The organism is Pseudomonas sp. PS01301 (genome assembly GCF_029960215.1).
Lineage (GTDB): Bacteria > Pseudomonadota > Gammaproteobacteria > Pseudomonadales > Pseudomonadaceae > Aquipseudomonas > Aquipseudomonas coleopterorum.
Window position 1 is genome coordinate 16232 of record NZ_JASCPM010000020.1, and the last position, 26708, is coordinate 42939.

The 26708-nt window shown below is 54.3% G+C and carries 24 protein-coding genes and 1 pseudogene; 8 read left to right on the plus strand and 17 right to left on the minus strand.

Annotation, left to right across the window (positions count from 1 at the left end; all coding sequences use genetic code 11):
- Nucleotides 1–7: 7 nt before the first annotated feature.
- From QMX89_RS12385 to QMX89_RS12395, 3 genes are all read right to left on the minus strand, one after another.
- A complete protein-coding gene (locus QMX89_RS12385) occupies nucleotides 8–334 on the minus strand; it encodes a hypothetical protein (RefSeq protein WP_282348412.1) in 327 nt (108 codons plus the stop codon).
- 290 nt (nucleotides 335–624) lie between these two features.
- Entirely contained in the window at nucleotides 625–1800 is a 1176-nt protein-coding gene (locus QMX89_RS12390; RefSeq protein ID WP_282348413.1) for a PAS domain-containing sensor histidine kinase, read from the minus strand.
- The gene (locus QMX89_RS12395) at nucleotides 1790–2605 is read right to left on the minus strand and encodes an alpha/beta hydrolase (RefSeq protein WP_282348414.1); all 816 of its coding nucleotides are present in this window, start codon (nucleotides 2603–2605) and stop codon (nucleotides 1790–1792) included. The genes QMX89_RS12390 and QMX89_RS12395 overlap by 11 nt, the downstream gene beginning before the upstream one ends.
- A gap of 219 nt (nucleotides 2606–2824) precedes the next feature.
- Here QMX89_RS12395 and QMX89_RS12400 point away from each other — a divergent pair, with 219 nt between their 5' ends.
- The gene (locus QMX89_RS12400) at nucleotides 2825–3184 is read left to right on the plus strand and encodes a response regulator (protein ID WP_282348415.1); all 360 of its coding nucleotides are present in this window, start codon (nucleotides 2825–2827) and stop codon (nucleotides 3182–3184) included.
- A 345-nt stretch (nucleotides 3185–3529) separates the two neighbouring features.
- A complete protein-coding gene (locus QMX89_RS12405; protein ID WP_282348416.1) occupies nucleotides 3530–3832 on the plus strand; it encodes a hypothetical protein in 303 nt (100 codons plus the stop codon).
- A gap of 147 nt (nucleotides 3833–3979) precedes the next feature.
- Here QMX89_RS12405 and QMX89_RS12410 read toward each other — a convergent pair whose 3' ends face one another.
- Together QMX89_RS12410 and QMX89_RS12415 are read right to left on the minus strand one after the other, a co-directional pair.
- Nucleotides 3980–4390, minus strand: a complete 411-nt coding sequence (locus tag QMX89_RS12410; RefSeq protein WP_282348417.1) for a hypothetical protein — start codon at nucleotides 4388–4390, stop codon at nucleotides 3980–3982.
- 183 nt (nucleotides 4391–4573) lie between these two features.
- The gene (locus tag QMX89_RS12415) at nucleotides 4574–5299 is read right to left on the minus strand and encodes a DUF3841 domain-containing protein (RefSeq protein ID WP_282348418.1); all 726 of its coding nucleotides are present in this window, start codon (nucleotides 5297–5299) and stop codon (nucleotides 4574–4576) included.
- 69 nt (nucleotides 5300–5368) lie between these two features.
- Between QMX89_RS12415 and QMX89_RS12420 the strand changes: the two are divergent.
- Nucleotides 5369–5994 (plus strand): annotated as a pseudogene (locus QMX89_RS12420) (LysE family translocator).
- Between the two features lie 269 nt (nucleotides 5995–6263).
- Here QMX89_RS12420 and QMX89_RS12425 read toward each other — a convergent pair.
- Nucleotides 6264–7643 (minus strand): heavy metal sensor histidine kinase, encoded by a 1380-nt coding sequence (locus QMX89_RS12425; RefSeq protein WP_282348420.1) that lies wholly within the window; start codon nucleotides 7641–7643, stop codon nucleotides 6264–6266.
- On the minus strand, nucleotides 7640–8323 hold the full coding sequence (locus tag QMX89_RS12430; protein ID WP_282348421.1) for a heavy metal response regulator transcription factor: 684 nt from the start codon (nucleotides 8321–8323) through the stop codon (nucleotides 7640–7642). Before QMX89_RS12430 ends, QMX89_RS12425 begins: the two co-directional genes overlap by 4 nt.
- A gap of 288 nt (nucleotides 8324–8611) precedes the next feature.
- Between QMX89_RS12430 and QMX89_RS12435 the strand changes: the two genes are divergently transcribed.
- A complete protein-coding gene (locus tag QMX89_RS12435) occupies nucleotides 8612–9058 on the plus strand; it encodes a DUF411 domain-containing protein (RefSeq protein WP_282348422.1) in 447 nt (148 codons plus the stop codon).
- Between the two features lie 52 nt (nucleotides 9059–9110).
- On the opposite strand, the gene copD is transcribed toward QMX89_RS12435, so the two are convergent.
- The 5 genes from copD to QMX89_RS12460 all read right to left on the minus strand — a co-directional run bounded on the left by copD (nucleotide 9111) and on the right by QMX89_RS12460 (nucleotide 14586).
- On the minus strand, nucleotides 9111–10046 hold the full coding sequence (copD, locus tag QMX89_RS12440; protein WP_282348423.1) for a copper homeostasis membrane protein CopD: 936 nt from the start codon (nucleotides 10044–10046) through the stop codon (nucleotides 9111–9113).
- 2 nt (nucleotides 10047–10048) lie between these two features.
- The gene (gene copC / locus QMX89_RS12445) at nucleotides 10049–10432 is read right to left on the minus strand and encodes a copper homeostasis periplasmic binding protein CopC (protein ID WP_282348424.1); all 384 of its coding nucleotides are present in this window, start codon (nucleotides 10430–10432) and stop codon (nucleotides 10049–10051) included.
- Between the two features lie 65 nt (nucleotides 10433–10497).
- Nucleotides 10498–11370, minus strand: coding sequence for a copper resistance protein B (locus QMX89_RS12450; protein WP_282348472.1), 873 nt, complete (start codon nucleotides 11368–11370; stop codon nucleotides 10498–10500).
- 151 nt (nucleotides 11371–11521) lie between these two features.
- On the minus strand, nucleotides 11522–13387 hold the full coding sequence (locus QMX89_RS12455) for a copper resistance system multicopper oxidase (protein WP_282348425.1): 1866 nt from the start codon (nucleotides 13385–13387) through the stop codon (nucleotides 11522–11524).
- Nucleotides 13388–13728: 341 nt separating this feature from the next.
- Complete coding sequence (locus tag QMX89_RS12460) at nucleotides 13729–14586, minus strand: hypothetical protein (RefSeq protein WP_282348426.1); 858 nt, start codon at nucleotides 14584–14586, stop codon at nucleotides 13729–13731.
- Between the two features lie 254 nt (nucleotides 14587–14840).
- On the opposite strand from QMX89_RS12460, the gene QMX89_RS12465 reads away from it, so the two are divergent.
- Nucleotides 14841–16166: an OprD family porin gene (locus tag QMX89_RS12465; RefSeq protein ID WP_282348427.1), complete on the plus strand. Its 1326-nt coding sequence runs from the start codon at nucleotides 14841–14843 to the stop codon at nucleotides 16164–16166.
- 163 nt (nucleotides 16167–16329) lie between these two features.
- Here the strand turns inward: QMX89_RS12465 and QMX89_RS12470 are convergent, their stop codons facing one another.
- On the minus strand, nucleotides 16330–16578 hold the full coding sequence (locus QMX89_RS12470; RefSeq protein WP_282348429.1) for a DUF2790 domain-containing protein: 249 nt from the start codon (nucleotides 16576–16578) through the stop codon (nucleotides 16330–16332).
- Nucleotides 16579–16806: 228 nt separating this feature from the next.
- Complete coding sequence (locus tag QMX89_RS12475) at nucleotides 16807–17118, minus strand: hypothetical protein (RefSeq protein ID WP_282348430.1); 312 nt, start codon at nucleotides 17116–17118, stop codon at nucleotides 16807–16809.
- Between the two features lie 173 nt (nucleotides 17119–17291).
- On the opposite strand from QMX89_RS12475, the gene QMX89_RS12480 reads away from it, so the two are divergent.
- Nucleotides 17292–18224 (plus strand): cation diffusion facilitator family transporter, encoded by a 933-nt coding sequence (locus tag QMX89_RS12480; protein ID WP_282348431.1) that lies wholly within the window; start codon nucleotides 17292–17294, stop codon nucleotides 18222–18224.
- A gap of 49 nt (nucleotides 18225–18273) precedes the next feature.
- Here the strand turns inward: QMX89_RS12480 and QMX89_RS12485 are convergent, their stop codons facing one another.
- The 3 genes from QMX89_RS12485 to QMX89_RS12495 form a co-directional block, all read right to left on the minus strand.
- Entirely contained in the window at nucleotides 18274–21411 is a 3138-nt protein-coding gene (locus QMX89_RS12485) for a CusA/CzcA family heavy metal efflux RND transporter (protein ID WP_282348432.1), read from the minus strand.
- A 24-nt stretch (nucleotides 21412–21435) separates the two neighbouring features.
- On the minus strand, nucleotides 21436–22752 hold the full coding sequence (locus QMX89_RS12490; protein ID WP_282348433.1) for an efflux RND transporter periplasmic adaptor subunit: 1317 nt from the start codon (nucleotides 22750–22752) through the stop codon (nucleotides 21436–21438).
- A 67-nt stretch (nucleotides 22753–22819) separates the two neighbouring features.
- Nucleotides 22820–24019, minus strand: a complete 1200-nt coding sequence (locus QMX89_RS12495) for a TolC family protein (protein ID WP_282348473.1) — start codon at nucleotides 24017–24019, stop codon at nucleotides 22820–22822.
- Nucleotides 24020–24520: 501 nt separating this feature from the next.
- On the opposite strand from QMX89_RS12495, the gene QMX89_RS12500 reads away from it, so the two are divergent.
- Together QMX89_RS12500 and QMX89_RS12505 are read left to right on the plus strand one after the other, a co-directional pair.
- On the plus strand, nucleotides 24521–25195 hold the full coding sequence (locus QMX89_RS12500) for a heavy metal response regulator transcription factor (protein ID WP_282348434.1): 675 nt from the start codon (nucleotides 24521–24523) through the stop codon (nucleotides 25193–25195).
- Nucleotides 25192–26583: a heavy metal sensor histidine kinase gene (locus QMX89_RS12505; RefSeq protein ID WP_282348435.1), complete on the plus strand. Its 1392-nt coding sequence runs from the start codon at nucleotides 25192–25194 to the stop codon at nucleotides 26581–26583. The genes QMX89_RS12500 and QMX89_RS12505 overlap by 4 nt, the downstream gene beginning before the upstream one ends.
- Nucleotides 26584–26708 lie beyond the last annotated feature (125 nt).

Below are 26708 nucleotides of genomic sequence, written 5' to 3' on the forward strand. Positions count from 1 at the left end.
GTCCTGTTCAGCCACGAGCACGACCAGCCACGTAAGGGCCGTCGTCAGCGATATCAGAATAATCGTCTGGCCTACCGGGTCGAGCATGCTCTTCGTCACAATCGTTAAGGTCGTAGGTTGGCCAGCGCTCATTTATAAGCTTCGCGACGAGCAATGACTCATCTATAACTCGCTCAACGCTTTCACTCAGTTTCATGGGCGGCATTTCAAGGTATCTTGCGACATCAATTTTTGCCTGAACTGCCAAGGCATAAGGGTCAAACCCTAGCTTGAACGCAGCCCCGAACACAGCCACCAGGGTATTGCAGTACACACCTTCCGGACTCGTTTCCATGATTGCTTCCCTGTATAGAGTCAGAAGCAGCCTCCCCCTTGACCACCTCACTGACGAAGTCAGTTCATCGATTCAAGACCAGCCTCGTCATGGTTTCAAGCGTGCCCGACCAGTGCCAGCTTGTCTTCCGACCGCGTGCACCTGACGGGTTACCGATAGTGCAAAGATCTCATTCGGGAGCAACGGGTGTCTTTTATGAGGTGAGCAGTTCAGCCTAGCTGCGATGACGTCTTGCGGGTCTGCCGGTAAGCCAAACTTGCTGGCACGCAAGTGGTTGGGCCACTCGTGGATTAAGAATCCGCTGCAGGAAAAGTGATGCTAAGGGTCGTGCCTGCACCATGGCCAGAGGTGACCCCGACATTCCCACCGTGCGCACTGGCTATCTCTCGCACGATGAACAGTCCTAGGCCGATGCTTCTCGCGCCCCCATCGCCAGCAGTTCCCCGCGTCATAGGTTCAAAAAGGGTCGCTATCTGCGCTTCGGGTATGGGCGGGCCTTGATTGTGTACCGCAATCGAAGCCAGACCGTCTTCAATGCTGGAGGTCAGCGTGATGGCATACCGAAGATCGCCATAAGCAACACTGTTCGCCACGAGATTGCCCACAAGCTGCTGGATCCGGTCGGCGTCGAGATGCGCGAGGCCATTTCCATATACATGGTGTGTAAGCTTGGCATGAGGAAAGGCAACGCTTAATTCGTTGAGGCTTAGACGCACTATTTCGTGAAGATCAACAAGGCTTCTCTTCATAGACATACCGCGCCCAACTCTGGCCATGGCGAAGTCAAGCAGATCTCTAATCATGCGTTCAGCACGCTCGGAGGACTGGGTGATGTTTTGCAGTAATTGGAGCTCCTTAGCGCTCCGTTCACCTCTTGCCAGTAAGTCCGAGGCCATTTTGATCGCTGTTAATGGGTTCTTCAGATCGTGGCTAGCGATGGCCACCATCTGCTCTGCAAAAAGCGCCCGACGCTGCGCTTTCTCCCACGCAACGTTCAGTTCTATCTTCACTTGCTGCAGCGCTGCTTCCGCAGCTACCTTTTCCCGGAGGAGCGCCTCCGCGTGTTTTCGGGCCTCTACCAACTCGCGTTCGTACCGATCCCGGTCTTTCATACCGAACAATGCGAGCTCGTGGTAAACCCCCCCCTCATAAGTACGTCTTACACCGTTCAGCAGAACTGTGACTGGGTGGCCGTCCCTGTGTAGTAGTTCGAGTTTGATCTCGCCAACTGAGCCCTGCATTTGCATCAAGGGAGCCCAGTGGGTTTGATGAAAAATTCGGCCTCCCATGGTCAGAAGAGTCTGAAAGCGCACACCAATGGCTTCGACCTGGCTAAGGCCAATCCAGCTGCATAGCGTCTCATTGACGCGCAAAATCCTTCCGTCTTCGGTAGTTACAACCAGGCCGCAGGGGGCCCATTCAAAAAGGGCATTAGTGTCCGGCAACGTCTGTTGCTCAGCCGACATGTTGACCTGCCCATGGCTTCAGGAAAGTATCCATCGCTTCCGCACATTCGCCCGGCGCACTCATATGTGGGCAATGCCCAATATTAGGTACGAGGCAAAGAGTGCTATTAGGCATTGCTTCATGGAGATATTCTCCCACAGCGACCGGTGCGATTAGGTCGTCGGAAGACTGCAGGATCAGAGTCGGCGTAATCAGGCCAGCTACGTCAGGTCGGTTGTCCGAAAGGAAGGTGACCCGTGCAAACCGCTTGGCGATCTCGGGATCTGTTCGACAAAAACTGTTGGTGAGCTCCTCACCAAGCGCAGGTTGGCCCGGTGCTCCCATAATCACAGGGGCCATCGTGCTAGACCAACCTAGGTAATTACTGTCCAGGGTATCGAGCAACGAGCGTATGTCCTGAAGCTCGAAGCCGCCTACATAGTCATCCGAATTAACGTAGCAGGGTGATGGGCCGACCATTACGTGGGCCGAAATCCGGTTGGGCACTAGCCTGTCGGCCAAGACACCTATCATCGCGCTCACTGAGTGGCCCACCAGTACGGTGGGGCCCACCGCGTATTGGTCAACGATCTCATTCAGATCATAAGCGTACCCGGCTAACGAGCTGTACTTTTCCGAGCTGTAGACACCTAGATCCGAGCGCCCAGCACCGACCAAGTCATACAGTACGACCTTGAAACGACCCGTAAAGTGGGGGTAGAGATAGCGCCACATGGTGTGGTCGCAACCATACCCATGCGAAAAGATCAGGGTTGACGGGCCATCGCCTACCACCGTCACGTTGTTGCGATGCCCAATGCTCATGTGTGATCTCGTGAGTTTATCGCAGCCAGTATGGCTGAAACGGCCTATGATGCCGGTCACTTTCATCGTAGGGCAAGCCGGGTTTCAGATTACCTTGGCAGCTGTTACATTCCGCCGCTTACAGCCTCGTACCCTGCATATTTATCCTGCACTTCATCAGACTGACGAAACGAACCATGACCAGGCCTACCCAACTCCTATAGATCCCGGAGGCTGGCCATGTTTTCCCGCGTGTTACTCGTCGAAGACGACGAAATAGTTAGACCACTGATAGCCGAGGCGATATCGCTACTAGGCCTTGAGGTTGTCGAGTGCTCCAATGCAGATGAAGGGTTGGAGGCTTTAGAAAATATTCGAGTAGTCCTCGTCGTTACCGATGTACGGATGCCTGGCAGTATGGATGGTTTGGCGTTGGCTAAACTGATTTGGTCAAGGTGGGCCGGCTTACCGGTCATCATCATGTCTGGTGACGCGTCTCTACCGGCTGGGATGCTTCCAGCAGACGCTCTATTTCTGCGCAAGCCATGCACCCTCGCGGCGCTGCATGGGGCGATTGAAGATCTGCTCCCATGTGAATAGCCCGTTGCTATAGCAGCGACATCATCCGACGGCACCGGTAACGTCATACCCAACAACTCATGGAAACGGTGCTCTCCGACTTGGCAGTCGGAATGGCAACGGAGGGAAGCCGTTGACCCGTTCCAGCCTCGAAGGCTGATCAAGACCAACTGTCGTGCCAGGCTCTATTCGTTGGTCTACCTTTTACGCAGCGACACCTACGCTTCTAGCGTCTTGATGTACTTGCCGTCCCGTACGCTTAGGGAAAAACTCAGCATTTTCTCGCCCGCTCATCCGTCACTGCCGGAAGGTTGCAGAGATGTTCGTACACTTTCAGAAAGGACAGACAGTGGAGCCCTGCTAGCCATGCCAGATAAAAAAACCGGGAAAGTCACATCCATTACGCCAAGCCGTGACGCGTTGGAGGCTTACACCAAGCTCCACGGAGGGTGCAGCAGTGACAAGCTGGCAGATGCGTTGGGTATGACACTCGAGTGCATTCTGGCAACCCAGCAGATCAGGCCAGAGCTCGTTGATGATCTGATCAAATTCACTGACACCTATGTCCGCATGCTCCGCAATGCCGTTATAGCACTGGGAGGAACAAGCCTTGAGATCACCGCAACTTTCCAAGATGGGAAAATAGTGATCGACAAATTCTCGCGGTGATGGGCCACTATGCGTACCCACTTGGTTTATAACAGGCCGTTAAACCGGTAACGCTGCGACCAGCGCACGCACTTCAGGTTGGCCAAACTCGAAGCCCGTTAAGTCCCCAGCCGTCCGCCAGTCCGACCCACCAACACCGCACAAAATTTATGAGCTGGGTTCTGCATCTTTAGCCTGATGAATGGCTTTGACTATGTTGGGCACCGCATAGGACGAATACCAGTGATTCATCCCAGCAATGGCTTTAGCCGCTGGTGCCTGATCAGCCGCGCCGATGAGTTCCGAACAAGCCTGTACCATCGCGGTGAGAATTCGGGCTGCCTCCGGTACGTAGGGGCTATCGACCCCGGCAGCGTGGCGTCCGTGGATGATTTGATAGCGGAGGTTCTCAGGTAACGTCCAGGCGCTGATCAAGAATTCGGCGACCGAATTGTCGACCCCATTGATCGTCACCACCGCAGAGCGGTAGCTCTCGTTGAAGCCGGCGAGCTCAATCTTTTCGCAGCTGTCGATAGCTGTATTCATCATTTCGCAAATTTGCTGCCAATCCGTTCTCATTGAGGTTCCTTGGAGAATATGCGCATCGTATAGACGATCCAGCTCGCGCATTTTTCAGCAGCTATCGCGATGAGAGGCGATAGCGATCTTCCGACGCTTGGATACGATGACTGTCTTTTGGATGCTGTGGACAGAAGCTACGTGCGAAGCAGACTTCCCTGAAAGCTGCTCAATCGTCCCAGTTCACAAATAGCTAGTCAGCACACTCGGCTCAAGCACCGCAGTCACGTATGAGCGCTTCAACGTCCAGAAACAACCCTGGATGCTTTTGGACTCAAGCGGCCCCATGTCCACTGCGCACTGGTCGAGCTCGAAGATAGCGTCCCATGATTTTCGCACACGGTTTTCAAGCTGAAGCGCAGCTGCAGATCCTTGGGGAGCTGCCGCCAGAGCCTGGTCGAACGCCTGCTCATCAAGCTCGGATGCATAAACATAGATCCGGTTGAGCACAAAATGCCAGAGATCGAAACAGGACAGGGCCACCAGATGGGACGGGATCGACAGCTGCAACACTACAGGATCATCGTTACCACTCAGATCCTCTACATATGGTTCTGGGTGATTGTTTTCCCTGCGAACCCAGCACCACCATGGCGTTAAGCCAGGGGTCGGAGGAGGAACACCGCCTTCGGCCATGGACGCCTTGATCCAAGCGTATGCTGCCTGGAACATCGGATCTTCGTCCGCCTTACTGGCTGAGCAGGTGAGCTGGCCATGCTTTTCAAGGAGGCGCCACGTTGAACGCTGCATGATCGTCCAGCAAGTTATTCGGTCATCTGTGGAGAACTCGGACTGCCATTTCTGGATGTGGGTCGCTAGGGACAACTTGGACGCCTTACGGATGGCAGTGACACGTCGATAATCTTCGCCAAGCTGAAGGATGACAGCCTGATGGCTTCCTGGCTTCATTCTCCAGCACCTTGGAAGTGAGACTATTCGGCAATTCAACCCAAAGGTTTGTTAGGGAGATACAAAAAAATGGAATTTACCAGTCTTCTGGCTTTCGCAGTCATCGCACTGGGCATGGTGCTGACCCCAGGCCCAAACATGATCTACTAGGTATCGCGATCAATTTCCCAAGGCAGAGCGGCTGGACTGATCTCGCTTGGCGGGGTCGCGCTGGGCTTTGCCTTCTACATGCTGTGCGCCGCATTTGGCATCACGGCGCTTGTCCTTGCCATCCCGTTTGCCTATGACACTGTCCGTTTTGCCGGCGCCATCTACCTGTTGTGGCTGGCTTGGCAGGCAGTGCGCACTGGCGGTCGCTCACCTTTCCAAGCGAAGGCTATGGCCCCAGTCCCCGCAAGCTTGTTCTGATGGGGCTTCTGACGAACTTACTGAACCCCAAAGTCGCTGTACTGTATCTCTCGCTGCTGCCTCAGTTCATAGATCCGACAGCTGGAAGCGTGTTGAGCCAGGCCTTGATACTGGGGACTACCCAGATTGCTGTCAGCATCGTGGTCAACGCAGTGATTGTCCTGTCGGCTGCCAGCGTAGCCATGCTCCTTACCCGTCGTCCGATGTTTGCGTTGGTACAGCGCTGGCTCATGGGGACGGTGCTCGCCGGCTTAGCAATCAGAATGGCAACAGGAGGACGGCGTTGATATCAGGATCCCACGCCCGGACGTTCGGCAAACGTCCTAGGGCTGCGTCACTCGGCGTTTAGCGCCTGCATATGCCACTGAGTGTTTCCGGGAACCTAATAATTACTCTGGATTGATTTGCATAATGAACAGGATGATTGAACGGCCCCGGTACAAAATTGGCCGGCGGCTGTCTGTGATAGCTGTCACTGCGCTGTCAGGATGTGACGATAGCAGCGAGATTTACTGCCATCTGAAGGCCTTGCTGTGCAGACCTGATCGCTAGTGAGTCAACTTTCCCATGCAGGGAGACTGATCCTAAAGGTCGTAAAGCCCTCCGAGGAGGCACACCCGACTGTGCCGTAGTGGGCTTCTGCTAGTGACTTAACGATTGCCAGACCCAATCCGGCGTTGATCGATTTACCCTCTCTCCTCGCAGGATCGACTCTGTAAAAACGGTCAAACAGCCGGGGCAAGTGCTGTTGCGGTATATCCTCGCCAGGATTTTTAACTGACAAATTAACCACGCCTTCGCCTGGCTCGATTCTCACGTGGATCACGCTGCACGGTGGCGTATGCCTAATCGCATTGGACAGCAGATTAGAAACCATCCGATCCAACATCGTACCATCACCATACACTGCGCCCCGCCCAGAGACCTGTAGCTTTACTCCGGTATCATCTGCCAGCAACTGGTAATACTCAAAGAGCTTTTCAACGACCGCACGCAGCTCGATTTTCTCTTTGGCTGGTAGAACCAAACCGTTGTCCGACTTGGCCAAGAAAAGCATGCCATCAATGATGCTGGAGAGCCGGTTCAAATCCTCCAAGTTGGAATAGAGATTCTCTTCGTATACTTCAGGCGCACGTTTCTTAGCGAGGATGACTTCAGTGTGCGTTCGCAGGTTACTGATAGGTGTGCGCAGTTCGTGGGCGATATCAGCCGAAAAGTTGGATAGCCGAACAAAGGACTCTTCAAGGCGAGAAAGCATGGCGTTAAACGAGGAGACAAGACTTTCAAGCTCGCGAGGCACCTCTTCCATCGGGATGCGCTCTTTCAACGATCCGGCTGACATCGAGGCCGCCACTTGGGTCACCTGTGCTACCGGCTTCAGCCCGCTGCGCGCCACCAACCAACCTAAAGCTGCGCTGACTAAGGCACTGATCGCCAGTCCTATCACTAGCCACCACCGCAAGGTCTCAACGAAATGCAGATGGCTGGTTATGTCTAGACTCAACCAAGCGGTCAGCGGCTCGGTTTCATTTACTAAGCGAACTTGGGCCTGCATGCCTCGGTACATATGGCCGCCAACTGTCCACTCCCACATGTCTTCCTTCGGGTCGCTCGAATAGGCAGGGGGATGTTGAACTGCATTCGGTGTTGCGAAGATCGTCTTCCCTTGCTTGGTGGTGATCGAGGCCGAAAGTTCCTGATGAGCACCAAGCAAAGCCTGTAGTTGTAACACGACTTCTGATGACTCTGCGGAGCCAGCTTCGCCATCCATGATTTGTCGGATGGATTCGAGCTTTTCCGTCAAGGCCTGACGGTCGAGCGTCTTGAAGTGTTGTCGGCTAAACGCATCGAAGGTAAAGCCTGCCACTACCAGCACGGCGACGACGGCACAGACAAACATCATGCTCAATCGCAGGGTAAGAGATGCTCGCCTCATTCTGCATCGGGAGTGTCTAGCATGTAGCCCATTCCCCTCGTGGTTTGAATCAGCTTGGTGTCGAAATCATCGTCAATCTTGGCCCGAAGCCTGCGAATGGCGACTTCGATCACGTTGGTATCGCTGTCGAAATTCATGTCCCAGACTTGGGATGCGATCAGGGATTTTGGCAAGACTTCCCCCCTGCGACGCATCAGCAGTTCTAGTAGCGAAAATTCCTTAGCCGTGAGGTCTATCCGCCGACCAGAGCGCATGGCCCGGCGCTTTAAAAGATCGACCTCCAAGTCTCCAATTCTGATTGATGTCTGGTTGGGAGCGGCAGAGCCACGGCGGAGCAGGCTTCTGACGCGAGCAAGCAGCTCGGAAAACGCGAAAGGTTTGACAAGGTAATCGTCCGCACCTAGTTCCAATCCCTTGACCCGATCATCAACCCCGTCCCTCGCTGTCAGAAAGAGCACAGGAACAGCGCGCCCCACTGCGCGGATGCTTCGGATGACTTCCCAGCCGTCAATGCCCGGCATCATCACGTCCAGAATTAGGAGATCGTAGTTCTCGCTCAGCGCTTGATGCAGTGCTTGCGTCCCAGTCACAACCCGATCAACAGTGAAGCCGGCCTCTACAAGGCCTTGCTGTAGATACATGCCAGTTTTAGGTTCGTCTTCAGCTACCAAGAGTTTCATGCCTGGGCTCCGGTTTGTGCGGCGTTCAAGTGTGCTACCAAATTGGCCCCTATGCGCAAGCTGACGCAAATGTAATCGTCTCGAAAGCCTGCAGATAGCTGCCCTTCCAGGGCCGGTTGGGCTTCGGTGGAGACAGTCAAAGCAGCGAGCAGCGGCTTACAGAAATGTAATCGGCAATCTGATTATTTGCGCTTAACCTACCTTTTTAATCGGTGCGGAAGCGCGGCTCGCAGTCTAGGCCAAGGGCACCTGAAGCAACCACATACTAACTTTGGTGAGGTGGATGGAATGTTTAAACGAAAACTATCGCTGGCAGTGGCCTTTATGATTTGTGGTACCGCCCAGGCAGCAGCACCGCTCACGATTGATGTACACCGCGACGCGAACTGCGGGTGCTGCAAGGAATGGGTCAAACACCTTGAGTCGAGTGGATTCAAAGTGGTCGACCATGTGGAACAAGATATGAGCGCTATCAAGCAGAGCCTGGGTGTGCCCCATGGTCTTGCTTCATGCCATACAGCTGTCATTGACGGGAAGCTCATCGAGGGCCATGTCCCAGCCGAAGAAATCAAGAAGCTGAACGGTCGATCCGATCTCGTAGGGATCGCAGTGCCAGGCATGCCTGCAGGTTCCCCAGGTATGAAATACGGTCAAAATTATCAGCCGTATAACGTTATGGGGGTCACCAAGACAGGTGCGCAAGAAGTGGTGGCTACTTACCCCATTAGTCGATAGTTGTTGGCTAGATCTGAGCCCCCCTTGGAGCCGCTCAGATCTGGGCTCTAGCTCACCCTTGAGCCATGTCGATTGACGGGCTCAGTGTCCCCAACCAAGCCACCAGGACGACGATGGCCACAGCACAAGTGGATTCGAGCACCACGCTTTTTCGCAAAGCAGTCACTGCTAAAGAGTAATCACCGGCCTGCGCAGATCGCTCAAGGGCAGGACTCAGATAGAAGCGATTCAAGGTAGCAAGTCCAATCATGCCGGCAAAAAACACAATTTTCACGAGTAGAAGAACGCCGTAGGCGCCTGATATGACATTGGCCACTGTCGGCCCAACGATGAAGAGGTAATTGGCGATACCGGTCACTATGACCGTGCCAACGATCAGAGCACCTGCTGTTTCGAATCCGCTGAGCGCTCGTGATAGCACTCGGACGAGTCGCTCTGGATCAGATCCTTTTATTCGTAACATCAAAACAAACGCCGCAAGAGCTCCGACCCACCCGCCAGCGGCAAGTAGATGCAGGATATCAGCGGCAAAGTGCCAGAATCGTTTAGCACCTTCATCCATAGCTCCATGACCTGTCCACGCGAGTGTCGCCAAGGCGATGCTGCCCGCCAACGCAGCAATCCATAGACTTTCTGTTGGCCATCGCTTGCTCTGGCTTGCGACGACAATGACCACCGCTAGCAAGATCATGCGCGTCATCCAGCTATGACCGATCTCAGTCTCGTACAGCATCATTTCCAGGTGAGGCCGCAGCTCGCCCCAGTCAGAGGCGCCGCTCATATTGCTTGTCATAACGACGAAAGCTGCCATGGACAAAAGCATGCCTAGAGCGGCGGCGATAGGCAGTAGCCACCCAAAATGCAGCACTGCCCCGGACACGCGCTCCTTGCCCCGAAAGCCGTACAGTCCAAAGGCCGCTAGGCCGAACAAGAGCATCAGATCAAGATAAAGCGCGAGGCGCAGCGCCACATTCAATGGGTCGCCCATGCTTATTTCACTTTGAAAGTAACGCTGCCGGTAATCGGATGGGTATCGGAGGAAACCGCCCGCCATTCGACTTTGTAGGTACCAGCAGAGAGAGGAGAGGCTGGAGTCAAGATCATGGTTTTAGGATCGCTACTCCCAGCAACGCTGGCTTTTACAGCCATAGGGGAGTGTGACATACCGGGCATTTCCGTCATGACCAACTTGGCTCCGGAAAATTGCGTAACCAGGTTTTCGGAAAAATGCAGTTCAATCTTCGCAGGTGCGGGGCCGCTCTCGCCTTCAGCTGGAGTCGAAGACAGCAGCTTCGGGTGAGCCTGGGCAACCGCGCTGAGCAAAAGGCTGGAAGAAAGAGCGACGGCCATAAAACAGGATTTGAATACTGACATGCAAAGCTCCTCACAGCGCGTAGCTGTTGTGATGAGGTTAGATAATTATTGCCACTGACTTTTATTTAGAACCACACCCGGACGCCGAGCACCAAGCGTGCTTCGTCACTGTCTTCGCCTTCGTCGCGCGTGTAGTCAGCAGTCTGTCCATAGGCCCGATTCCAAGTTACACCTATGTATGGTGCAAATTCTGGGCGGATTTCGTACCGGAGCCGCAAACCAACCTCACTCTCAGACAAGCCTGAGCCAACGCCCCGCTGGGGATCGTTTTTGCCATAGAAGTTGAGTTCTGCCGTCGGTTGCAAAATCAGCTTATTGGTCAGGAGAATGTCGTAGTCTCCTTCCAGCCGAGCGGCGGTCTGGCCACCTTCACCCAGGTAAGCAGTAGCCTGGGCTTCGAAATTGTAGAGCGCCAAGCCCTGGATACCGAAAGCTGCCCACGTTTGAGGGTCGCCTGGTTTGAAATCTTGGCGAACTCCACCAACCAGATCCCACCAAGGGCTAATGGAATGGCCCCAAAGAGCTTGAACCTCTGCTTCTTCGGTCGTCCCATTGGTGCGCTCACCTTCTGAACGCAACCACAGACGATCAACATCTCCCCCTATCCAACCTTGAGCTTCCCAGTTGAGCGCGCTTCCATCGTCAGCATCCTGCCATTCCAATTTTTCAAATGTAAAAAACGAGTTAAGGGCAGTGTCATGGACTTCGTGACCACCTGGTGCCTTATAGACTGCGGCTCTGTCCACGTCGGTCAGAGGCGGTATCGGAGTCCGGCTTTGGGTTTGGGTCTGCTGCTTGGGAGGCTGCATACCCTGCATCTGACTGTGATCCATGCCTTGCATCTGGCTGTGATCCATACCTTGCATCTGGCTATGATCCATACCCTGCATTTTGCTGTGATCCATGCCTTTCATCTGGCCGTGATCCATGCCCTGCATTTGGCTATGTTCCATCGTCTGCATCTGTCCGTCTTCCGTGCCCTGACTTGGTTCAGCGGCTACCGGAAAGACAAAACCGGCGGTTAGAGCAACCGTAAATACAGCTGAGTGCATGCCAGTCCCGCAAAAGAAATTACTCATAGTCGGCCCCTTATTCCTCAACACGCACTTCGCGGAACATGCCCATTTCCATGTGGTACAGGAGATGGCAATGGTAGGCCCAGCGTCCCAGCGCATCGGCGGTCACTCGGTAGCTGCGCTTTGCTCCTGGCGGCATATCAATGGTGTGTTTGCGGACAAGGAATTGCCCGTTTTCATCCTCAAGGTCGCTCCACATGCCGTGCAAGTGGATGGGATGGGTCATCATGGTGTCGTTGACGAGAACGATGCGGACTCGCTCGCCATATTTCAGTTTCAAAGGCTCGGCGTCCGAAAACTTCACGCCGTTGAAAGACCAGGAAAACTTCTCCATATGCCCGGTCAAGTGCAATTCGATGGTTCGACTTGGCTCACGGCCATCTGGATCTTCAAACGTGCTCTTTAGGTCAGAGTACGTCAGTACCTTTCGGCCATTTTCGCGAAGGCCCATGCCGGGATCATCGAGCTTTGGCGATGTCGACATGGCCTGCATGTCGACGAGGGGGTTGTTGGATTCAGTGGCAGGGTGCGACTGCATTTCTCCCATTCCACCCATGCCGCCCATAGACATTTTGCTGTGATCCATTCCAGCCATGCTGTCCATACCGGACATGTCTTGGGTAGCGCCATGATTCATGCCTTTCATGTCGCCGCCGTCCATCCCAGACATACCCTGCACAGAGCTGTCGCCCGCGCCGGCCATCTTGCTGTGATCCATTCCAGCCATATTACCCATACCGGCCATTGCGCCATGACCCATCCCGGCCATGCCCATGTCGGCCATGGTGACTAGAGGACGAGGGTCAAGCTCAGGTACTGGAGCAACCAGACCAGGCCGGACGGCCAAGGTGCCCCTGGCGTACCCCGTCCGATCCATAGACTGCGCAAACAGTGTGTAGGCATCCTGAGTTGGTTCGACGATTACATCGAAGGTCTCAGCTGTGGCGATCCTGAACTCATCCACAGTCACTGGCTTCACATATAGGCCATCGGCGGCCACAACGGTCATCTTCAAACCCGGAATACGGACATCAAAGTAGGACATGGCCGAACCATTGATGAACCTCAACCTGAGCTTTTCACCCGATTTGAAAGTGCCTGTCCAGTTGGAGTCCGGAGCGTGGCCGTTCATTAGGTAGGTGTATGTCGCGCCACTGACGTCTGCGATGTCGGTAGGATTCATCTTCATCTCAGCCCACATCTTGCGATCAGCGACGGTAGCTGACCAACCTTTGTCCGCTACGTCCTTAATGAAGTCACCGACTGTTCGCTTGTGGTTGTTGTAGTAGTCCGCCTGCTTTTTTAGCGTTTTCATCAGTGCAGCCGGATCTTCATCCGTCCAGTCAGTGAGCATCACTACGTGGTCACGGTCGTATTCAAAGGGCTCGGGTTCTTTTGCTTCGATGACTAACGGGCCATATACGCCTGCCTGTTCCTGGAAGCCGGAGTGACTGTGATACCAATACGTTCCGTTCTGCTTGACCTTGAATTGGTAAACGTACGTGCCATTAGGCTCAATCCCACGGAAGCTAAGGCCCGGCACTCCGTCCATATTTGCGGGAAGAATAATCCCGTGCCAATGAATGGAGGTCATGTCCTTGAGGCGGTTCTTGACTCGCAAGGTGACGGTATCTCCTTCACGCCAGCGCAGCAGAGGCCCCGGAATTCCACCATTTATGGTCAGGGCCGTCCGGGGGCTTCCGGTGATATTTACCGGCGTTTCGCCGATAAAAAGGTCGAACTCCGTACCTGACAGGATATTGGCTTCGCCCAAACTGGGGGCCGCCCAAAGCGGCGTGCGCCAGAGTCCTAAGCCACCGAGAATTCCGCCTGCGGTGAGACCTTTCACAAAGGTGCGCCGAGAAGTTTTGGATTGCATACCGATTCATGTCCTGTCAGTCAGGTGCACGCACTGCGGTGTATTTCCGAGGGTTCGCCCTTTGGATAGCTTGTGCGCTTGATACATCGAAGATGACATAAGCCAACCAACGGCGTAATTACATTTCCGTAAGCTGGACGGCTCAGCAGTGATGAGTCTGCGTAAGCGTCGGGCCAACACGCCTTCAAAATTTATTAACTGGGATTATGGTGGCTGCGTATAGCCGAGCTGCTGTCATCTAACCGGAGGCGCTCGGCGAAGGTAGAAGGGCTGGCTTAAACAGTCGATGCGCGCATAAACATGGCTCATGGAGTGACAAGGGCAGCCCTGTCGCTCGGGGTCTACCTGCAATGTCGCTTGACCTCCACAAATGCGCGGAAATCCCCGTAGGGAATGGGCAGTTTACCGTGGAAGAAAATGGACGATGCCTGGTTGTAAAAGCCGTGCGGTGATTTTACATACGCTTTTGCTCTAGCTCGGGCTGCTCGAATCATTTCGCGATTACGGTACCCGGCTTTTTCTACCTGGTCGGTGACGATCTGCTCTACGACCTCAGCACGCCCTGCAGCGTTGAAGCTGGTCACCATGAAAGTGGCTAGGGTTCGGTAAAACCATTCTCCGCAGTGGAATAGCTTCAGAGGAGCAGCTAACAAGGCAAGCCCTGCCTGCAAATCGCCAGACTGAACGACGGACTTGTAGAACGCTGGAATGACGTCTCGAAGGTAACCAGCTTGCACCTCATCAGGTGCCGCAATGAGATAGTTAAATGGGCAAGGCGCCGTGATGCTTACAAGCTTTGAAATCTCCAACCCGTGGCATACAGCTAGCACTACCGCCGTGTTATTACGGGTCGCCTGGTTAATCGCCGCAATCTCCTGGACAAGCTCTTCCCACCCGACATATTCATTGCTGGCGTGCAGGAAGATTCCTTTCGCAGGATCTCCATGGCACTCGAAATGGAGTACGGGAAAGAGAACGCCTGATCTGCATTCCGTCTGCACCATCCTCAGTGCTGCAATCAACATCTGCTTGCTTTTGATCTTGTGGAAACTGCAGTACCCCGCTCGGCCAATAGCGGTGGAGTGGTCGAGCAAATCCTCGTAAAGCCGCAATCCTGTTTGCATTTCGCTTTCACCGAGCGCATCGAAAATGATCAAGCCGTTGTTTTGGCATATCGAGGTATAAACCAGCTCTTCCATAGTCACGATTATCCAGGTGGTACGGGTTTCCTATCATGCCTGCCGCGCCCCAGCGGCGCACGCAAGGCGTCACGCCGTCCATGACCTGCGAGGTTCCCCAGGGGGATACGTCACTCTGCGGCTGCCTTTCGTTTTTGTAATCCTACCTCCACCTCGCCGTTATGTTCGACTCGTCAAAATGCGCCTGCTAGCAGCTCACATAACAAAACAAGCCAGATCGACATTGATAATCTGCCGATTCGAACGGAGCGCACATGACTCACTTGAAGAAACTATCCCTGGCCTTGATTTCAGCAGCTGCCAGTTTGACACCCGTTACCAGCTTTGCGGATGACGAAAAGGAAGGATTTATCGAGGGCGGTACGCTCACGGTACTCACCCGAAATTTCTATATGAACCGTGACCACCGAAAGGGGGAGTCAAGCCCCACAGGCAATGGGTATTCCGAGGCATGGGCGCAAGGAATCATCGGTCGATTTCAATCTGGCTTCACCCAAGGCACCTTTGGTGTTGGCGTTGATGCATTTGCGATGACGGGTATCAAGCTTGATACCGGAGGAGGCCGTAACGGCGCCAGGAGCTCATTTGACGTACTACCGGTAGATGGCAATGGCGATGCCGAAGACGAATACACAAAACTGGGTGGTTCGATCAAGGCACGGGCTTTCGATACCATCGTAAACGTAGGAGACGTGTTCCCTACCACTCCAGTCGTGTCCTTCGGCGATTCGCGCCTGCTTCCAGAGAGTTTCCGGGGGGTGACCGCCGTGAACAACAGCATCAGCGACTTGACCCTTCAAGCAGGGCGCCTTCACGCAATGAGTCAGCCTGCGTCCAGTGGGATGCAGGGTGATTTTGCAACGTTTTATGCAGGCACAGTGCACTCGCCATGGGTTGGGTACTTCGGAGGCGAGTATGATGCAACTGATCGACTAAGCCTTAGTCTTTACGGAAGCCGTTTGAAAGATGCGTGGGATCAAACCTACGTCTCTGCTTCATATGTTCAACCCATCACAAGCGCGCTTGCCCTCACCGCTGACTTCAACTACTACAGCGCGAAAGATGAAGGAAGAAAACTCCTTGGCGAGTTCGATAACGACATCTGGAGCGCAAAAGTTGGGGTCAAGTACGGCGCACATACGCTGTCGCTCTCGCACCAGCGTAACCAAGGCGATGATGACTTCGATTATCTCCGCCAATCCGATTCGATATATCTCGCGAACTCGATCCAGTACAGCGACTTTAACTCCCCCAAGGAAAGATCATGGATGATCACCTATAACATCGAAATGTCACCGTTTGGCTTGCCTGGTCTGTCCTTCATGACCCGTTACGCCAAGGCCACCGGAGCCGATTACTCGAATGCGAATAACGTCTATATGCGCCGAGACGGAGAAGGAAACCCCTTGACCGATCAACATCGCTGGGAGCGTGACATTGAGGCCAAGTACGTCGTCCAAACAGGATCTATGAAAGATCTGTCACTGCGGATGCGTCAGGCCACGACACGAGCTACGGCGTTTGAATCTGACTTAGACGAAGTCAGGTTGATAGTTGAGTACCCACTCAGCATCCTGTAACACAGTGATCCAAACCATAACGCTTGGCGCTATGGTGACGGTTGCGGCTGAGTACCAAAAGAAAAGGCGCCCTATACAAGGCGCCTTTATCTGAAGAACATCAATTTCTTGGTGTGGTAGCGCTCGGTAGGCCGTTTTAGGCCCTTGCCGTTCACTTATCGCGTCAGTGCTTGTTGCGGCATTCGCTTAACGCCGCGTACTGCACTGTCATCAGCTCACCCGCTGAGTTCTCATAGGTCATAAGTCGCGGTATGACCTGGCAGCTTTTTGTATCCGGCGTCTGTCTTACAACTTTCGCTACGTCCAGTTTCATGCCGTACTTGTATTCGATGATCTCGGGCATGGGCTTGTTTTTCTTATCTGCATAGGCCTGGATGGCTATCTGATGCTTCTCGATAAGCTCCTTGGCCAAGGAGTCTTCACTGAGTGCATAGGATGGAAGGGAAGCTAAAGAAATGCAGGTGGCTATCAGTAGGGACATAAGGCGCATAGCGTGAACCTCTATAGTAAGTCACCCTATTATATGGAGGTGGGATTACCTGAAGGTTGCCCAAGAATTACGATTCGGAAATCTATATTTTTCAAGTGGTCACCGCTACCTTTGGCATAACAATATTGTAATCTTGCGATCATGTTCCTGTTAGCAGCCGGGAGTTAAAATCGACCTAATCTCTGCAGAAAGGATTTCTGAATTCTGGAGCTGCCCAATAATTTCCGGTGATATATGAAGCTTGTTAAATCGATCCTTTTCGTGGCCACAACTCTTTCTTGCACATTCGCCTTTGCCCAAGACGGCAGCGAGCGATCCATGCAAGCGGCTCAGCAGTTCCGTCTTGCCCAGCAGGAAGCCCGCGAAAAAAATGAATTGCGCGTTGAATCGCAGCGGTTGGTAAAGGGCGAAGATAAAGCTGAAAAGCAACTGGCTGAAAAATCCAAAGGTTAACCACTTCATGTCGGATTCACCTTAGAAGCTCAATAGCTCCTTTGGAAAAGGTGAATATTTAAGCGTCCATAGGGGCGCTTTTTTTTTGCCTCCATGGCACTGCGCTGAACACCTTCAGAATGCGTATGTCCCACAGATACAGATCGGTTGGCACCTCTTTTATCTCATTCAAGGAACATACTATGAGCGCAGGTCATAGCCACGGGCAGGTACGCGCAGGGCATGAAAAGAAGCTTTTGATGGCTCTAGGGTTGACCACTGGGTTCATGATTGCAGAAGTGATCGGCGCATGGATAACCGGCAGCCTGGCATTGCTTTCGGACGCTGCTCACATGTTCACAGATTCTGCCGCGCTGGCCATCTCGTTGATGGCCTTCCAGATTGCCAAGCGACCTGCTGATCGGAATCGAACATTCGGGTACGCGAGGTTTGAGATTCTGGCCTCAGCGTTCAACGCGATCCTGCTGTTTCTCGTCGCTCTCTATATTCTCTATGAGGCTTACCAGAGGCTCTCGAACCCCTCGGCCATTCAGTCGACTGGCATGCTGATTGTGGCCGTCCTTGGTCTTGTTGTTAACCTCATTTCAATGCGCCTGTTAGGCGCCGCAAGTGACGAAAGCCTGAATGTGAAGGGCGCTTATCTGGAGGTGTGGAGTGACATGCTCGGCTCGATAGGGGTGATCGTTGCCGCTATCGTGATTAGGTATACCGGTTGGGTATGGATGGATTCACTGGTCGCAGCGGCCATAGGCTTATGGGTGCTTCCTCGCACCTGGAAGCTACTGCGCGAGAGCATGAATGTGCTGCTTGAGGGCGTGCCGAACGGCATCGATTTAGACAAAGTAGAACAAGCCATACTCTCTGTGACGGGTGTCCAAGCTGTCCATGATTTGCACGTTTGGTCGGTCACCAGCGGCAAGAACGTGATGAGCGTCCATGTGGTCATTTCGCAAAGCTCTTTGGATGGTCAGTCCATTCTGGCGTCAATTACCACCTTGGTTACTGAACAGTTTGAGGTCGGCCACTGCACCATCCAGCTGGAGCATGACGGCTTTCACGATGATGATCATTCAGCGGACGATCATCATGAGGATGGACACCTGCACCATTCGTGAAGCTCGCGGCAGAGTTGCCGCGAGCTTTGCTTTGAGGCGGCTGGCGTGATCAGTCCTCCTCTCGGCGATAAGCCCATTGGTACAGCGCCGGGAGCACCAATAAGGTCAGCGCCGTCGAGGACAGGATGCCGCCGATCACTACGGTGGCCAATGGGCGCTGAACCTCAGCACCTGTGCCCGTCGCCAATGCCATGGGTATAAACCCGAGCGAGGCAACGAGCGCCGTCATCAGTACAGGGCGTAGACGAGTCAAAGCCCCGATATTGATGGCGTCGCTCAGCGAGCGCCCCTCTTCACGGAGGTTTCGGATGAACGCGATCATGACCAATCCGTTGAGCACCGCAACACCCGAAAGGGCAATAAAGCCTACCCCCGCCGAGATAGACAGGGGGATGTCTCTAAGCCACAGCGCCATGACGCCACCAGTCAGTGCAAACGGGATGCCGGTGAAGACCAGCAAGCCATCCTTCAGGTTGTTGAACATCATGAACAACAATGCCAGAACCATCATTAACGCGACGGGCACAACGATCTGTAGCCGCTTGGCCGCAGACTGCAACTGCTCGAACTGCCCGCCCCACGTTGTCCAATACCCGGCAGGAATCTGCACGCCGTTTTGAATGGTCTCTGCAGCTTCCGAAACAAACGACCCTAGATCTCGTCCACGAACGTTAGCGCTGACGATCACAACGCGCTTCCCATCTTCCCGGCTAATCTGATTAGGCCCAAGCACCAAATCCAGGCTCGCGACTTGTGAGAGCGCGATGAAGCCAATCTTCTGATCGCTGCTGCCGGCACTGGCCGGAACGGGGATAAGCAGACTCGACAAGCCTGACACATCAGTTCGAAGCTTCTCAGATAGGCGCACTACCATGTCGAATCTACGGTCACCTTCGTACAACGTGCCCGCTTGGCGGCCACCGACGGCGGTCGCAATCGCATCCTGCACGTCACCGACGTTCAGGCCATAGCGAGCAGCCTTGTCCCGGTCGATGTTGATAGTCAGTACCGGCAACCCGGTTGTCTGCTCGACCTTGACCTCGGACGCCCCAGGCACCCTTTGTAACGCAGCGGCGATTTTCGCGGCAGTCTGGTTCAGCACCTCCATATCGTCGCCAAATACCTTGACCCCAACATCGCTTCGCACGCCTGAAATCAATTCGTTGAAGCGCAGCTGGATCGGCTGGGACAGCTCGTAGTTGCTACCGGGAACGCTCGCTGCCGCTTTTTGAAGATCAGCAATCAAGGTCTCCCGCGACTTATCTGGATCAGGCCACTCGCTTTGCGGCTTGAGCATGACGTAGCTGTCAGAAATATTCGGTGGCATCGGATCAGCTGCAATTTCTGCCGTCCCTGTTCGAGCGAAGACACGTTGTACTTCTGGCACCTTTTCAATGACCGCTTTCTCCAATCGCTGCTGCATATCAACCGATTGGGTCAGGCTTGTTCCGGGCACTCGGAGCGCCTGCAAAGCAAAGTCACCCTCACTTAAGCTGGGGATGAACTCGCTGCCCATTCGGCTTGCTGCGAAACCAGACAAGATGATCAAACTGAATGCTGCTGAAAAGGCTACCGAGCGATGGCCGAGCACCCATTTAAGAATAGGGTCGTAGCGCAGGCGTGCCGTGCGCATGACGACGCCTTCCTCTTCCTTGACCTTGCCGGTGACGAACATGGCGATAGCGGCAGGAACGAACGTTACAGACAGGATCATCGCACCGAGCAACGCGATAACCACGGTAAACGCCATAGGGTGAAACATTTTTCCCTCAACGCCCGTCAAGGCAAAGATAGGCAAATACACGACCATGATAATCAGCTGGCCGAAGATCAGAGGTCGGCGAGCCTCCTTGGCTGCAGCAAAAACTTCGTGGAACCGTTCTCCTCGGGTCAGCATTCGACCATGTTTCTGCTGCGCATGGGCGAGCCTGCGGATCGCGTTTTCAACGATCACCACTGCACCGTCGACGATGATGCCAAAGTCCAACGCCCCCAGGCTCATGAGGTTAGCGCTGACCTTGTTTGCAAACATGCCGGTGAACGTAAACAGCATTGCTAGCGGGATAACCATGGCCGTGATCAATGCAGCACGGATGTTCCCAAGGAACAGGAAAAGGATCGCGATAACCAGAATCGCGCCTTCGATAAGGTTCTTCTTTACGGTCGCGATGGCTTTCTCGACCAGATTGGTGCGGTCGTACACCGTGACGGCCTGAACACCTTTCGGCAGCGAGCGGTTGATGTCGACCAGCTTGGCCGCCACTGCTTGCGACACCGTGCGGCTGTTTTCACCGATGAGCATGAAGACAGTGCCGAGCACGACCTCGCGCCCGTTTTCGGTTGCAGCTCCTGAACGTAATTCCTGGCCGATGCCTACATCCGCAACACTTCCGACTCTGATGGGCGTGCCCTGTACGTTGGCAATGACGATGTTAGCGATGTCATCCGCTGTAGCGAGCTGGCCGGGCGCCCGGATCAGCAACTGCTCTCCACCGCGCTCGATATAGCCGGCACCAACGTTTGCGTTGTTGCGCTCCAGGGCCGCCACCAAGTCATTCAGCGTCAGCTTGTAAGCCGCCAGTTTTTTGGGGTCTGGTGCAATCTGGTACTGCTTGGCAAAGCCCCCGATGGTATTGATCTCTGCAACGCCCGGCACATTGCGCAGTTGCGGTTTGACGATCCAGTCCTGGATCACGCGAAGGTCGGTCGGGGTGTAAGGGGTTCCGTCCTCCTTGAGTGCGCCTTCGGCAGCTTCGACTGTCCATAAGAAGATTTCCCCGAGCCCTGTCGAAACCGGCCCCATGACGGCATCGACACCCTCAGGCAGTTGATCCCTGGCGACCTGCAGCCGTTCGCTGACCTGCTGGCGAGCGAAGAACAGATCCGTGCCGTCTTCAAAAATAACGGTCACTTGAGACAGACCCGAACGCGATAACGAACGCGTCTGCTGCAACCCAGGCAAGCCGGCCATGCTGGTTTCAATCGAATAAGTGATGCGCTGCTCAGTTTCGAGCGGCGAAAAACCTGGCGCCGAGGTATTGATCTGCACCTGGACGTTAGTGATGTCCGGCACTGCATCGATGGGAAGTTTCTGGTAGCTGACAATGCCAAGACCAGCCATTAGCAACACGGCCAGCATCACGACAATGCGCTGCTCTATCGCGAACTGTATTAAACGTTCAAACATGAGTTTGTACTCGTACGACGCGGATCAATGGACGTGCTCAGCTGAGCCTTTACCGAGCTCTGACTTGAGAATGAAACTGCCTGTAGAGGCCACTTGGGTACCTGCGGCCAGGCCTTGAACGATTTCTACGTAGCCACCGTCGCGTCGACCTATTGTCACCGGCTGTAATTGAAACCCCTCTGGATTGCGCACGAACACCGAAGGCTTGTCCTCAACGGTCTGAATGGCCGTCTCAGGGAGGCTGACACCCGCTTGGGCCTTTTCCGCTGTCACGTCGATTGATACGAAAAGCCCTGGACGCCAGGCGCCCTCAGGATTGGGCAAAATGACTCGCACTACTGCAGCCCTGGTCTGTTCGCCCAGCAGGCTGCCGACGTAGCTCACACGGCCTTCAACCTTGGCGTCCAGATCAGGGGCGCTGACAGTCACCGGCTTGCCAACGACGACCTTGTTCAAGTCTTTTGGGGTTACACCAAAGGTTGCCCAGACACGCGTGAGGTCTGACAAAGTGAACGCGGTACTGGCCTCATTCACCATCTCGCCAATGCTCAGATGTTTTTCCACGACCACGGAATCAAAGGGCGCCACAAGCTCATACCGGTTTCCTGCAGACGCATTCAGATTTGCCCCAATGGCGCCGAGTTTTTGCCGCGCATTGGCCAAATTGATCTCTGCCTCTTGATACGCCTGGCGAGCCAATAAGTAGTCCTGCTCGGCAGATATCTTGCTCTGCCATAGCTCTTTCTCGCGCTGCATGGTAAGGCGTGCCAGTTCCAAACGCCTCTGGATAGCGCTTAGCTCGCTTCTCTGATCGGAGATCTGCTGGCTGGCAATCACAGCCAGCACCTGGCCTTTTTTCACGGCCTGCCCCAGGTCTGCCCTCACTGACTCGACTACGCCGCTTACGCGAGGTACTACGTGAGAGGTACGGTCTTCATCGAAGCGAATTTCACCAGGAAATGTCACAGACGTACTCATCTGTCGGGGTACAGCGGCTACGATCTCAATGCCAGCGGCATTAATTTGCTCAGCCGTCAGCTCAAGGTGTCCTTCCTCTTCATGGGCTCCCTCGGAGGCTGTTTCTGTGTGGCCTTCCTTGCCATGGCCTTCATCGCCATGTTCTTCTTCCCCATGGCCAGTTTCTTTTTCTCCTGCTGCACCATGCTCCTCCTTGCCATGTCCGTCTTCGCCGTGAGCGTGACCAGATTCCTTCTCGTGGCCATCGCCAGCAGCTTGAACGTCAGCCACAACGGGCAATATTTTGCCACCTACTGCAACGCTACCCAGACCAATGATGGCTACGACCGCCACAGCGATTGTTATGCCCCGTGTGTTATTCATGAATGCTCCTGACGACCATATGCATGCCGCGCATGCAACGTGCCCGATAAGTTCGGATTAGCGAGATTTACGGATTAGGGGACAGGTGACTGAGATCGCCATAGATGCGCTCCACGGTTACCCTGGCATCAGTCGCCGTAGCCATGGATTCCAGGTACTGGGTGCGTGCATCGATGAGCGTTCGCTGAGCGTCAAGCACTTCCAGGTAACCGAATTTGCCCATTTCAAAACCGCGTGTGGCGGTGTCTACGGCGTTTTGAGCTGCCGGCAGGATGGCTCGATTGTAGGACTCGACCTCCCGTGAAGAGGTTGTCCACTGATCCAGAGCCGATTGGACTATGGTGCGAAGCCTTAACTCTGCAGCGTTACGCAGATCTCGGGCCTGATCTGCGCGGCGAGAGGCGGCCAAGACATTGCCTTGGTTACGATTGAACAGCGGAAGGGGCATTGACATGCCGACGACGTTCACCTGCTCTCGGTCTTCGCGGCTGTACTGGCTGCCAACGCTGACGGTTAAATCCGGCACACGTTGTGCCCGCTCCGATCCCAAGGCTGCTTCAGTTCGTTGTATCTGGGCTTCAGCCAGGCGCAGCTCGGCAGACTGACTCAGGGCGCTCAACAGTTCCATCGAGGGCGGCGCTACAATCTTGGACAGATCAGCACCGTCCAACCTGTCGAAAGAGATCACAGCGGATCCGGTTGCCTTGGCCAGTTCCCGATAAGCGTTAGTTTTAAGGGTCTGTGCCCGGCGCACTTGAAGGTCTGTCTCTGCAAGCTGCACCTGGGCTCTGGTGGCCTCCACCGGTGAGGACTTGCCCGCACGGACTCGACCTTCGGCTACCTCCAAACCTCTTTGTGCGAGGCCCTGAGACTGCCTGGCCAAATCAAGCCCGGTCTGTGCTCTGAACGCTGCAAAGTAGGCCTGTACCACATCGGCACGTAGCTCATTGCCCCGACGCTCCAGCTCGATTCTCGCCGTATCCTGCCCACGTTCTGCTACGTTAATACGGGCACCCCGCTTACCGCCAAGCTCCAGAGCCTGACTCAGCATGACTGTAGTGGTGCTGGTGCTGCGGCGGGTATCTTCTACCTCCCACGACAGTTCGGGATTTGGCATCAACCCGGCCTGTTGCCTTTCCCCTTCGGAGATTTCGATCTCCCACCGGGCTGCAGCAAGATCCGGGTTGCGTGAAAACGCAGCCTCGATTGCCTCTTGCAAGGATATGTTTTGCGGCTTGTCCAGCGCCGTAGCGCTCAGTGGCACCATCAGAATGGACAAGACGCCGAGTGCGCAAGCACACCTTAGAGTGCGCGACGCTACTGAAAAAATTCCAAACCCAAGCACTCTGCACTTCTCCAGTCGCTCAACATACTCAGCTCGATACGAGCAGGCGAAACTCTGCCTATAGCTAGACAAAGTAGGTGCGAGAACTCTAGGGAACAGTGGTTATCATGAGGGTTGCAGGAAAATTACAATTTCGTTATCTGGCCACGGGCCTTTAGGGATTGGATTAAGGTTGTCAGGTAGCAGGTCTTCGACGGAAATATGCAGTAACACCTTAGTTCCTTTTTGCGTCAACCGTGGGTGCTATCAGCGCGTATCGGGCCGATTCTCTGTGTCAGGAACCTTGACCCTGAACCAGCTACAGGCTTTAAAATCCCTTTGCGTACAGAGGCTTGTGAAAAATCTGTGAAAGTGGCGGCGCCGGGCATCCAACAACTTCTATAGCTCGTGAGTCAGATAATTTAATTATAGAGGATGTCTTCTATGCGAATCCTTGTTGTAGAGGACGAGCTCAAAACTGCCGAGTATATGCATCAAGGCCTGTCGGAAAGTGGTTATATAGTTGATATAGCTAAAACCGGAATTGATGGTCTGCACCTTGCTCAAAGCCAGGTTTACGACATTGTAATTCTGGACGTTAACTTGCCGGTGATGGAAGGCTGGGAGGTTTTGAGAGAACTTAGAAAAACCTGCAATACCCGAGTCATTATGGTGACAGCGCGTGGACGCCTGGAAGAAAAGGTAAAAGGTCTTGAAATGGGTGCCGACGACTATCTCGTCAAGCCCTTTGAATTTCCCGAGCTACTGGCCAGGATCCGAACACTGATGCGTCGAAGCGAGCAGTCGGGTTTGCCTGAAGTGCTTCGCGTGGCAGATCTTGAGCTTGACCAAGGTAGGCACCGAGCCTTTCGCGGTACCCAGCGCATTGACCTAACCACCAAAGAGTTCGCCCTCCTTCATTTGCTGATGCGCCATAGCGGTGAAGTCATGTCTCGGACACAGATCATTTCTCTGGTTTGGGACATGAATTTCGACTGCGATACCAACGTGGTAGAGGTTTCGATACGTCGACTCAGGGCGAAGATAGATGACCCGTTCGACCGCAAGCTGATTCACACCCTGCGCGGTGTTGGGTATGTGCTGGAGGCGCGGGAGTGAGGCCTACCAGACTTTCCATGCGCCTAGGGCTGACGGTGAGTGCCATCTGTGCGCTTCTGGTGCTGATCATGGCCACGCTGGCGTATGCGACCCTTTCACGCCAGCTTGATGCGCGGGCTGTGGATGCGCTCAATGAAAAGCTCAGCCAGATTGAGCATAGTTTGGCGGAGGGCTCAAGCTCAGTAGCCGAAGTGGTTCTGCACCCGCACAACCTTCGTGACCAGATCATTGGCCATGATGACTACACGCTGACAATCCTGGATTCCAGTTCGCCAAGAAGGCGGCTGTTGAGCCTAGGTGGAGATGAGGGAAAGGAGCTGCCCATTCCTGAAACAGACGGTCGGTCTAAGGATTACCTTCACCTGACCAGCCCTGAAGGCCATGAAACCTTAATGGCCTACAGGGTGGTACGACTGCTTAATGGTCAGCACGTGCTCGTGCTCCTTTCTTTAGACAGGGAAAGCGATGTCACGCTCCTAAGCGCTTTTGTGAAATCCTCTCTGTTTGCGGTTCCACTGATCCTTCTTTTGGTGGGAGGCGGTGCCTGGTGGTTTGTTCATCGAGAGCTAAAACCGCTGCGTGCGTTTCGAAAAGTCGCTGCCATGGTATCTGCACGTGATCTCTCTCATCGGATGAAAGTGGATGGCCTTCCCGATGAGCTTCGAGATTTGGCCCACGCTATCAATTTCATGCTCCATCGGCTTGATGGTGACGTGCAGCAGCTTGCGCAGTTTTCTGACGACCTTGCCCATGAGCTGCGCTCGCCGATGAACAACCTGATGGGCAAGGCTCAGGTCACGCTTTCAAGAGAACGTCCCCCTTCGGAATACAAACAGGTGCTGGAATCATGCACTGAAGAGCTGGAACGGCTCTCGCGCATGGTCTCACAAATGCTTTTCCTGGCGAGCGTCAGTCAGCCCTCTGTGCCGCTAGCGACCGAGTCGATTGACCTGCGCAGCGAAGCCGAGAAAGTGATGGAGCTGTTCTCGCACTCTGCTGAAGACAAGGGCATGTCTTTGGTCATTAAGGGCCACTCACACGCCATCGGTGAGAGGCTGATGATCCAAAGGGCCATCTCAAATCTTCTCTCAAATGCTATCAGGCACGGCCCTGACGGGAGCACTGTCGCTTTGGAGCTTGAAGAAAGCCGAACCGAGGCGGTACTGGCGGTACGCAATACTGGGGAAGGGATCGCAGCTGAACATCTACCTAGGATTTTCGACAGGTTTTACCGTGTTCACCCTAGCCGATCCAGGCAACAGGGGGGGACAGGACTGGGCCTGGCCATCGTGCGAAGCATCATGAGCCTCCACGAAGGCCATGTAGCCGTAGAAAGCGAACTTAACGGCCCTACGACGTTCAAGCTAATCTTCCCTCAATACGCATAGCCCTAAACACTCAGTGAGCGGCAGATTGGACTGGCGAATACACCTTGTTACATATCCAGAGCTTGTGAAGTGCTTTTTTCTCCATGAGGCTGCATTTAGCCAGGTGCGACGAGCCCAGGCTGTTT